Genomic DNA, 10,274 nt, shown 5'->3' on the forward strand with positions numbered 1-10,274 from the left:
GGGGCGGGTCGCCACTCCCGGCGAGGGCGAGGGCGAGGGCGAGGGCGGGGACGGGGGTCGTGGCGTGCCCGGCGCGTGGCGGTCGCCGCCGGAGCCGTGGGCGCCGTGTCGGCCGCCGCGCTCATCGCCGGTCTCGGCTTCTCGGACGCACCCTCCGGCGGGTCGCGCGAGGGCGGCGGCGGCCGTACGGGACCGACGGCGGGGGAGTCGCCGACGGCGCCGCCCACCGGCACCGCTCGGACACCGACCCCCGGGGCCCCTCTGGCCGGCCGGCCGGAGAACCCGGAGAACAGTGACGAGCCGTCCGGCGCCGCGTCCACGAGCCCGTCCACCGCGGCGAGTCCCACCCCGTCGTCCGATTCCGTGCCGGACGCCCCGAGTCCCTCGGCCGGCAGTCCGACGGCCGYCACCCCGACAACCTCYGCTCCCRCCGCCACCGCCACGCCCCCGGGCCGAACCGAGGGAAAGCCCGGACATGGTCCCGGCGGCACGAAGGGYCCCAAGTGATCCGCCCGTCAAGGCCGTTGAGTAGGGTCAGGCCGGACGGGCGGATTCCGTGCGCGGAACAACTCCTTGCCCCATCCGCCTTGCGGCGATCACAATGCGCATGACAACTGTGCAGGCGGCCGGAAGATTTCCGGCCGCCTCCGTCGCAAGAGGGGACCCCCCATGAGAAAACCTCTCGCAGCCGCGTTCTGCGCCCTGGCGATAGCCGGGGCCGGCGCGGCTCCCGCGACCGCTGCCGAGGCCGCCCCCACGGGCGTCGGCAAGGTCGCGGACACGGGCTCGGCCACGTCCGCCGTGCCGGACGTGGTCACGTCCGTGGAGCAGACGCTGTCCGGCCTCAACCCCAAGGCCAAGGCCGTGAACCTCGCCGGCACCGTCGCGCTCAGCAACTGTTCCGGCTCCGTGGTCCGCATGCCGGACTCCGAGTCCAACGACCCGGCGTTGGTGATGACCAACGGACACTGCCTGGACAGCGGCTTCCCCGCACCCGGCGAGGTCCTCGTCGACAAGGCGTCCAGCCGCACCTTCAGCCTGCTCAACGCCTCCGGCTCGCGCGTCGCAACCCTGCGCGCCGCCAAGCTCGCGTACGGCACGATGACCGACACGGACGTCGCGTTCTACCAGCTCACCACCACCTACGGGCAGATCAGGAGCTCCTACGGCATCAGTCCGCTGACGCTGAACGACACCCACCCGGTCGCCGGCTCCGCCATCAGCATCCCCTCCGGCTACTGGAAGCGCGTCTACAGCTGCAACATCGACGGGTTCGCGCACACCCTGAAGGAAGGCGACTGGACCTGGAAGGACTCGGTCCGTTACACCTCCGCCTGCAACACCATCGGCGGCACGTCCGGCTCACCCGTCGTCGACGAGGCCACCGGCAAGGTCGTCGCCGTCAACAACACCGGCAACGAGGACGGCGAGCGCTGCACGGTGAACAACCCCTGTGAGGTCGACGCGAACGGCAACGTGACGGTCCGCAAGGGCATCAACTACGGCCAGGAGACCTACCAGATCCCGGCCTGCTTCGGCATCGACAACAAGCTCGACCTGAGCGCGAGCGGCTGCACCCTGCCCAAGCCGTAAGGCCGGGGCAGATCCCTCTGGGTCGGGCGGTCACGCGGGAGTCCTGCGCACCGCCCGGCCCGCCAGGGCGTCCGTGCGACGCCCGTCCTCGATCACGAACCGCCCATCGACCAGCACGTACGGGATGCCCGTCGGGAGCACGCGCGGCTCGGCGAAGCTCGACCCCGCCGCGACCGTCGCCGGATCGAAGAGCACCAGGTCGGCGACGAACCCCTCGCGGACCAGGCCCCGGTCCGGCAGCCGGAGCCGGGCCGCCGGGCGCGAGGTGAGGTGCGCGACGCACTCCTCCAGCGACAGCACCCCCAACTCCCGCACGTAGTGGCCGAGGTAGTGCGGGAACGTGCCGTACGCGCGCGGATGCGGCTTGGCGCCCTGGAGGATGCCGTCCGAGCCGCCGGTGTGCACGCGGTGACGCATGATCGCCCGGACGTTCTCCTCGTGGCCGACGTGCTGGAGGATCGTCGGCGCCAGCCGGTCGGCCAGCAGCAGCCCGCGCGCGGTCACCCAGGGTGCCTCGCCCCGCACGTCCGCCGACTCCTGGACCGTCCGGCCGACGAACTCGGCCAGCGCCGGGTCGCCCACGCCCGAGATCTCGATCGTGTCCCACTCGATGGGCACGCCGTGGCAGCCGTCCGAGCCGGTGACCTCCAGGTCGTGGCGGATCCGCTCGGCCGTCTCCTCGTCCGCCAGCCGCTTGAGGACCTGTTCCGGCCCGCCCTCGCTCGCCCAGCTCGGCAGCAGGGCCGCCAGCGTGGTGCAGCCCGGTGTGTAGGGGTAGGTGTCGAGGCTGATGTCCGCCCCGGCCGCCAGCGCCTCGTCCAGCAGGGCCAGCAGCTCGGGCGCCCGGCCCTTGTTCACGCCGAAGTTCATGGTGGCGTGCGCGAGATGCAGGGGGCAGCCCGCTTCCCGGGTCAGCGCGACCATCTCCTGGTACGCCTCCAGGGCGCCCGCGCCGTAGGAGCGGTGGTGCGGGCAGTAGTAGCCGCCGTACGACGCCACCACCCGGCACAGCTCGGTCAGTTCGGCGTCCTGCGCGTACATGCCGGGCGTGTAGGTCAGCCCCGACGACATGCCGACGGCGCCCTGCTCCATGCCCTCGGCGACCAACTGCCGCATCCGGTCCAGCTCCTGCGGGGTGGCCTCCCGGTCCTCCCAGCCGACGGCGAGCGCGCGGACCGTGCCCTGGGGGATGAGGTAGGCCGCGTTCACGGCGATCCCGCGGTCGAGGCGGTCGAGGTACTCGCCCACCGTCCGCCAGTCGAAGTCGATGTCGTCGCCCGAGCCGTTCCACCCGGCGATCGCCCGGCGCACCTCGCCGAGCGTGCGGTCGTCGACCGGCGCGTACGACAGCCCGTCCTGGCCGATGACCTCCAGCGTGACGCCCTGCGCGGCCTTGGCGCTGTGGTCGGGGTCGCGCAGCAGGGCCAGGTCGCTGTGGGCGTGCATGTCGACGAAGCCGGGGGACAGGGTGAGGCCCTCGGCGTCCAGCTCCCGGCGCGCCTTCGGCCGCTGGCAGCCGGCGGCGGCGGCCTCCTTGACGATGGACACGATCCGGCCGCCGTCGACCACGGCATCGGCCCGGTAGGAGTCCGCGCCGGAGCCGTCGATGACGTCCGCGTCCCGGATGACGAGCTCTTCCATCGCGCCGGCCTCCTAGAAGAACGTACGGACGTAGTCGACGACCGTGCCGTCCGCCTCGGCGACCGGGATCAGCGGCCACTTGTCGAACGAGGTGCACGGATGGGACAGCCCCAGGCCGACCCAGTCACCGACCTCCAGATCCGCCTCCGGAGTGGTGCTCAGCCAGGCGTGCTGGTCGGACAGCGCCGTCACCGACACGCCGGTGGCCGGGCGCTCGGCGCCGTCCCGGCGGATCACCTGGGCGAAGGGCAGGTCGAGGTCGTAGGCCGCGTCCCGCTTGCCCGCGTTGACGAAGGCCTGCTCGGCACAGGGCCGTGACACCACCTGCGTCCACAGCCGGAAGGCCGGCTCCAGGGCGCCCTCCTCGGGCACCCGGTTGAACGGGGTCAGCTTGCGGTAGTGGCCGTCGTCGTGCGAGACGTAGGCGCCCGAGCGGAGCAACTTCAGCACGGGAAGGGAGAGTTCTGGGATCTCGGCGAAGACCTCGGCGACCGCGTCGAACCAGGCGCTGCCGCCCGCGCTGACGATGATTTCGTCGACACCTGAGAACCGTCCGGCCTTGTCGAAGTCGGCGGCGAGTGCGACCAGCCGCCGCAGCCACGCCGTGACCCGCTCCGGGTCCGCCTTCGGCACCTCGCCCTCATAACCCGCGACGCCGACGAGCCGCAGGGTCCGCGTGCCCGCCACCGCGTCCGCGACCGCCGCGCACTCCGCCTCCGTACGCAACCCGGTACGGGCGCCCTCCCCGGCGGCGAGTTCGACGACGACGTCCAGCGGGCGCCGGGCGCCGCTCAGCGCGGCGTCCATCAGCTCCACCCCGCGCACCGAGTCGACGTAGGCGACGAAGCGGAACTCCGGGTCGGCGTCGAGCTCGGCGGAGATCCAGCGCAGGGCCGCCGCGTCGACCAGCTCGTTCGCCAGGAACACGCGCCGGGTCCCGAACGCGCGCGCCACCCGCACCTGATGCGGCACCGCCAGCGTGATGCCCCACGCCCCGTGCTCGATCTGCCGCTGGAAGAGCTGGGGCGCCATGGAGGTCTTGCCGTGCGGCGCGAAGGCCAGGCCGTGCCGGTCCGCGTAGGTCTCCATGAGCCGCAGGTTGTGCTCCAGGCGCTCGGCGGACAGCGCGAGCAGGGGCGTGGTGAAGCCGCCGGTGAACAGGTTCCGGCGCTGGGCGGCCAGCTCGCCCACGGTCAGGCCGTCGGCGTCCGGCGGGAGGCCCTTGAAGCGGTGGTCGACGCGCTCGGCGGCGAGCCGGGCGAGGGACTCGGCGGCGGTATCGGCTGACATGGAGCCTCCCTGATCAGGGCTGTTGCACTGTCTGCAACATTCATTGCGTATATCGCTCAACGCTGTCTAACATCTCGGCCACCCGGGGTCAACGAAAGCGGCCGCACACGCCGCCCCCGCCGAGCAACCAGGAGCTACGAGCATCGTGACCCCCACCGGACCCTGCAACTCCCCCGACGTCGTGGACGTCGTCGCGCTCGGCGAGGCCATGGTCACGTTCCTGCCGTCCCGGCCGGGCCGGCTCGCCGACGTCCCCTCCTTCGACCGGGGCATCGGCGGCGCGGAGTCCAACACGGCGTGCGTGCTGGCCGCCGCCGGGCACTCCGTGCGGTGGGTCAGCCGGGTGGGGGACGACCCGTTCGGCGACCATCTGGTCGAGGCCATCGGCGGGTACGGGGTGGACGTGGCACACGTCCGGCGCGACCCCGCCCGCCCCACCGGCATCTACTTCCGCACGGCCGGGGACCGGGCCACCGACGCGCAGACCTGGACGCGGTCCGCGCCGGCCGCGTGCTGCACCTGTCCGGGATCACGGCCGCGCTGTCCGGGACCTGCCTGGACCTGATGCGCGAGCTGACCGCGCGCCGGCCCGGCCGCCCCCTGGTCTCCTTCGACGTCAACCACCGGCCCGGCCTGTGGCGCGGCACGGACGCCCCGGAGGTGCTGCGGGACCTCGCGCGGGGCGCGGACCTCGTGTTCGTCGGGCAGGACGAGGCCTGGGGGCTGCGCGGCGCCGAGGCCGTCCGCGCCGCCCTCCCCGAGCCCGAGGTGCTGGTCGTGAAGCAGGGCGCCGCGGGAGCCACCGTCTTCGACCGGCGGGACGTCACCTTCGTGCCCGCCCCGCGCGTCGACGTCGTCGCCGCCGTCGGCGCCGGGGACGCCTTCGCCGCCGGGTTCCTCTCCGCCACCCTGCGCGGCCTGCCCGTCCGGGACCGGCTGCGGCACGGCCATCTGCTGGCCGCCGCAGCGCTCACCGTCCCCGGCGACCTCGCCGCGCCGCCCGCCCGGGAGCACGCCGACCGCCTCGCCGCCCTGGACGACGCCGCATGGGGGAGACTTCGACTCGGCCCGGGCTGGACCGATGACACACAGCGGGCCCCCGAGGAGGTACGTACGCCATGAGCCAGACCGTCGACCGCGCGCTCAGCATCCTGCCGCTGCTCGCCGAGGGCCCCGCCGACCTGGGACAGGTCGCCGACCGCCTCGGCGTGCACAAGTCCACGGCCCTGCGCCTGCTGCGCACCCTCCACGAGCACGGCCTCGTCTACCGCCAGTCCGACCAGCGCTACCGCCTCGGCGCCCGCCTCTTCGCCCTCGCCCAGGAGGCGATGGAGAACCTCGACGTCCGCGAGATCGCCCATCCCCACCTGGTCCGCCTCAACGAGAGCTGCGGACACACCGTGCACCTCGCCGTGTACGAGGAGAACGAGGTCCTCTACATCGACAAGGTCGAGAGCCGCTACCCGGTGCGGATGTACTCCCGGATCGGCAAGCCCGTCGCCATCACGGTCGCCGCGGTCGCGAAGCTGCTGCTGGCCGACCTGCCCGAGCACGAGCGGCGGGCGGTGGCGGAGAAGCTCGACTACCCCGCGTACACGTCCCGTTCGACACCCAACGCCGGCGCGTTCCTGCGCGAGCTGGAGAAGGTGCGCGAGCAGGGCTGGGCCACCGACCTCGGCGGCCACGAGGAGTCCATCAACTGTGTCGCGGCGCCCATCCGCGGCGCCGACGGCCGGGTCGTCGCCGCGATGTCGGTCTCCGCGCCGAACGTCGTCGTCACCGCCGACGAACTCCTCACCCTCCTGCCGCTGGTGCGCCGTACGGCGGACGCCATCAGCGGGGAGTACTCCGGCAGAACACAAGTGAAGGGCACCGAATGACCGACAAGATCGCACTCACCCCCAGGACCCACACCACCCCGCCGGCGAAGTTCTCGCACGGCGTGAAGAAGGGCAACATCCTCCAGGTCGCCGGCCAGGTCGGCTTCCTGCCCGCGGAGGAGGGCAAGCCGCCCACGCCCGCCGGCCCGACCCTGCGTGAGCAGACCCTCCAGACCCTGGGCAACGTCAAGGCGATCCTTCAGGAGGGCGGCGCCGGCTGGGACGACGCCATGATGATCCGCGTCTACCTCACCGACGTGGCCCACTTCGCCGAGTTCAACGAGATCTACAACGCGTACTTCGAGGAGCAGGGCCTCACCCAGCCGCCCGCCGCGCGCACGACGGTCTACGTCGGCCTGCCCGCGGGTCTCCTCGTCGAGATCGACGCGCTGGCCGTCCTCGGCTGACCCATCCCCTACCCGGCCTTTTCGAGGCGCGGCGCCTCCGATGCGCCGCGCCGGGCTCCCTCCGCGCTGCTCGCGGTCTCCCTGGCCGTCGGCCTCGCGGCTGGTCTGCCGGTCACCGAACCCCTCGGCACGGTCCTCGGCATCATCGGCACCCCGCTCGTCCTCATCCCCGCCTGCCGGTGATCCTCGCCTGCCTGATCTCCGTGGTCCTGCGCGTCGCCCAGGGCTCGGCGACGGTGGCGATCGTGACCGCGGCGGGCGTCTGGGGGCTTCCGGATGGTCGCCGAGTACTTCGGCGTCAGCGGTTCGTGGTGGCCGTGATGTTGAGCATCTTCGTGTAACGATGCGGGGGCCGACTGTGTGCGGCACAGGTTCGTCGACCATACTGCTCCGCTGTGGAGCAGCGCATAGGTTCGAGCAGCCAGCCCCTGGAGGGCGCCGGATTCGACCCGGCCTTCATCCCCGGGCTCACGTCACCCGCGTCCGGCCGGACGGAGGACGACGGGCCGGAGAAGGAGCCTGAGGTCGCCGAGGCCGAGGAAGCCGAGGACGCCGAGGATGCCGCCCCCGAGCGGGAGGAGACGGCGGAGACGGCCTCCTCCGAGCCGGAGGAGGACGATGCCGACGGCCCCGTCTTCGAGGCGTCCGACCGCCGCGCGCGGATAGTCGCCGACCACAGAGGCGTACGCCTGGCCCTGGACGACCAGGAATGCGAGTTCCGCTGGGACGAGATCGGGGCGGTCGAGACGGAGACCGCCCGCTTCGGCAAGCGCTACACCGTCACCGTCCACACCCCTGACCGGCGCTGGTACCCGATCGAGATCGAAGCGCCGGCCAGGAGCCACTTCAAGGAGTGGGACGAAGAGTTGGACGCAGTCCTCGATGCCTACTTCGAGGAAGACGCCGGCTGAGGAGCACGCCTAGCGGCAGTACTGGCTTTCCTTTCCGATCGACCGGTACATGCAGTCCGCGTTCTCCAGCAGTTGCAACACCGCGTCCCGGTTACGGGAGGTCTCCCGCTCGATCACCTCGTCGGGCGGGTAGAACCCACCACCGGAGCTGGACCTCGGATACATCTCGAACGTGTACCCGAAGATCTTGTGCGTGCCCCAGAGGTAGTCGTCGATCGACCCGTCCGTGATGTACAGGTCGCTGGACTGCTCCGCCGTGTACCCGTTGCTCGCGGCCATCTTCTGCCCGACCGCCTTGAAGGCCGCGTTGTCGTCCGCGGTCATCCCGGTGGTCGTGTCGGAGTACGTGTAGCCGAACGGCCACAGCACCAGCTCGCTGTACGTGTGGAAGTCGACGCCGGCCTTGATCTGCTGCACCCCGCCGACGACCCGGCTGCGCACGAAGTCGGCGACGACCTTGACCTCCGGCGCGGACTCGGGCGCGGAGCCCCGGTAGGTGTCGGAGGACGTCGAGCCGGAGGAGCCGCCGCAGCAGCCCCAGCGGTAGTTCCAGTTGCGGTTGAGGTCCGTACCGACGTACGAACTGCCGCTGTTGGGCTGGCGGTTCTTGCGCCACGAGCGGTACGACCCGGTGGCGATGTCGTACTCGCCGCCGTCCGGGTTGATGTCCGGCACGATCCAGATCTCACGGTTGTTCACCATGCTGGTGACGCGCGAGTCGGAGCCGTAGTCGGAGGTCAGCTCGCGCAGCAGGTAGAGCGCCATCTCGACGGTGAGGTGCTCGCGGGCGTGCTGGTGGTGCGTGAACAGCACCTCCGGCTCGGACTCGTCGCTGCCCACGTTGTCGCTGATCTTGACGGCGACGATGTTCCGGCCCTGGTACGACTTGCCGATGACGCGCTGGCTCGCGATGGAGGGGTTGGCCGAGACGATCGAGTTGATCTCGCTCGTCATCTCCGCGTAGTTGTGGTAGCGCGAGTCGGCGGACGGGAAGTCGTGGATCCGGACGTCGTCCTCGGCGGCGGACCGGTCTGGGACCGCGCCGAGCGGGGTGACCTCGTAGCCCAGCGCGCGCAGCTTCTTGATCTGGTCCGCGCGTCCGGAGACGACGACACCGTGGCCGTGGGCCTCGTCCACGGTCACTCCGGTGCGCTGAAGTGCCGTGCGGTCCTCGGCCGTCGAGTGCATGTGGATCTCGTACTGCCGGACGTCGTCGGCCGACGGGGCCGCCTTGGGGACGCTGTCGGCGGTGGCGTCCGTCGTCGTTGTCGCGGTCAGGGGCGCCGCGAGGGCGAGTGCGAGGAGGGTGGCGAGGGCGGCGGTGCGTCTGCCGGTGCGGGCACCGGAGCCTCGTATGCGGAGTCGCATGAAATCTCCTTGTGGGAGGTGGGGTTGTTCCGTGCGACGTACGTGTGCGGGTGGCGCACATCGTTCTGCCAATGGCATGAGCAGGTCAAGACCGAAAGCGGACGCAGCAGTGTACGCGTGCGGCGCGGCGGTCGAGCTGTCCCGGCCGAAGTACACCCACGGGTGTGACCCGAGCGTGCATATATGTACGCAAGAGGGGAGAGTGAGGACCCGCGCAAGGGGAGCCGGAGTGTCCGGATCCTCGGACCACACCCCCAGAGGACTGGCTGATCATGGACGGATCAGCGCCACGACGGGACCACCATCTGCCGGTCGAGACGACCAGCTTCGTCGACCGGCGTGGCGAACTGACCCAGGGCCGCGAGCTGTTGGCCCGCGCACGGCTGGTGACGCTGACCGGGCCGGGCGGCGTCGGCAAGACCCGGCTCGCCGCGCGCGTCGCGGCCCGGGTGCAGCGGGCCTTCCCGGACGGCGTGCGCTTCGTGCACCTCTCCGGGCTGCACGACCCGGCGCTCGTGCCGCTCGCCGCCGCCGACGCGCTGGGGCTGCACGACCACTCCGCCCAGCCGCCGCTTGACGCCCTCGTCGAGCAGGTGCGGGACCGGCGGCTGCTGCTCGTCGTCGACAACTGCGAGCACCTGGCGGGTGCGTGTGCGCGACTCGCCGCGGCCCTGCTGCACGGCACCGAGGGCGTCCGCATCCTCGCCACCAGCCGGCACCGGCTCGGGCTCACCGAGGAGCACCTGCTGGAGGTGCGACCGCTGCCGGTGCCCGACCCGGACGGCGACCTCTCCGCCGCCGAGGGCTACCCGGCCCTCACGCTCTTCGCCGACCGGGCCGCCGCGGTCGTCCCCGGCTTCCGCCTCACCCCGGACAACCGCGCCTCCGTGGCCCGCCTGTGCCGCCGCCTGGACGGCCTGCCCCTCGCCATCGAACTCGCCGCCGTCCGCATGCGCGTCCTCGACGTCGACCAGCTCCTGGACCGCCTCGACGACCGCTACCGCTTCCTCACCACCGGCAGCCCCGCCGCCCTGCCCCGCCACCAGACCCTGCGAGCGGCGGTCGCCTGGAGCCACGACCTGTGCACCGGCCCCGAGCAACTGGTGTGGGCCCGGCTGTCGGTCCTTGCGGGCAGCTTCGACCTGGAGACGGCGGAGGCGGTCTGCGCGGACGACACCGGGGAG

The 10,274-nt window shown here is 72.1% G+C and carries 8 protein-coding genes and 3 pseudogenes; 7 read left to right on the forward strand and 4 right to left on the reverse strand.

Translation table 11 applies throughout. The annotated features are described in order from the left end of the window. Positions 1-410, reverse strand: a pseudogene (locus tag CA983_RS47310) (hypothetical protein); the annotation flags it as partial. Positions 411-669: 259 nt separating this feature from the next. Here CA983_RS47310 and CA983_RS33865 point away from each other — a divergent pair. Continuing rightward, positions 670-1,593: a S1 family peptidase gene (locus CA983_RS33865; protein ID WP_086604607.1), complete on the forward strand. Its 924-nt coding sequence runs from the start codon at positions 670-672 to the stop codon at positions 1,591-1,593. A gap of 30 nt (positions 1,594-1,623) precedes the next feature. Here CA983_RS33865 and CA983_RS33870 read toward each other — a convergent pair whose 3' ends face one another. Further along, positions 1,624-3,234: an N-acyl-D-amino-acid deacylase family protein gene (locus CA983_RS33870; protein WP_086604608.1), complete on the reverse strand. Its 1,611-nt coding sequence runs from the start codon at positions 3,232-3,234 to the stop codon at positions 1,624-1,626. Positions 3,235-3,246: 12 nt separating this feature from the next. After that, entirely contained in the window at positions 3,247-4,524 is a 1,278-nt protein-coding gene (locus tag CA983_RS33875; RefSeq protein ID WP_086604609.1) for an amino acid deaminase, read from the reverse strand. Positions 4,525-4,669: 145 nt separating this feature from the next. On the opposite strand from CA983_RS33875, the pseudogene CA983_RS33880 reads away from it, so the two are divergent. The 5 genes and pseudogenes from CA983_RS33880 to CA983_RS33895 all read left to right on the forward strand — a co-directional run bounded on the left by CA983_RS33880 (position 4,670) and on the right by CA983_RS33895 (position 7,722). After that, a pseudogene (locus CA983_RS33880) lies at positions 4,670-5,646 on the forward strand (sugar kinase). Further along, entirely contained in the window at positions 5,643-6,404 is a 762-nt protein-coding gene (locus CA983_RS33885) for an IclR family transcriptional regulator (RefSeq protein WP_086604610.1), read from the forward strand. The pseudogene CA983_RS33880 and the gene CA983_RS33885 overlap by 4 nt, the downstream one beginning before the upstream one ends. Further along, positions 6,401-6,811, forward strand: coding sequence for a RidA family protein (locus CA983_RS33890; protein ID WP_086604611.1), 411 nt, complete (start codon positions 6,401-6,403; stop codon positions 6,809-6,811). Before CA983_RS33885 ends, CA983_RS33890 begins: the two co-directional genes overlap by 4 nt. Before the next feature lie 173 nt (positions 6,812-6,984). Beyond that, positions 6,985-7,074, forward strand: a pseudogene (locus CA983_RS48415) (GntT/GntP/DsdX family permease); the annotation flags it as partial. 132 nt (positions 7,075-7,206) lie between these two features. Further along, the gene (locus tag CA983_RS33895) at positions 7,207-7,722 is read left to right on the forward strand and encodes a hypothetical protein (RefSeq protein WP_086604612.1); all 516 of its coding nucleotides are present in this window, start codon (positions 7,207-7,209) and stop codon (positions 7,720-7,722) included. Between the two features lie 9 nt (positions 7,723-7,731). Here CA983_RS33895 and CA983_RS33900 read toward each other — a convergent pair whose 3' ends face one another. Beyond that, positions 7,732-9,090: a M14 family metallopeptidase gene (locus tag CA983_RS33900; RefSeq protein WP_086604613.1), complete on the reverse strand. Its 1,359-nt coding sequence runs from the start codon at positions 9,088-9,090 to the stop codon at positions 7,732-7,734. 272 nt (positions 9,091-9,362) lie between these two features. On the opposite strand from CA983_RS33900, the gene CA983_RS33905 reads away from it, so the two are divergent. Continuing rightward, on the forward strand, positions 9,363-10,274 hold a 912-nt coding region (locus CA983_RS33905; protein ID WP_158101920.1), incomplete at its 3' end, for an ATP-binding protein.

It is taken from the genome of Streptomyces swartbergensis (genome assembly GCF_002148965.1).
GTDB lineage: Bacteria > Actinomycetota > Actinomycetes > Streptomycetales > Streptomycetaceae > Streptomyces > Streptomyces swartbergensis.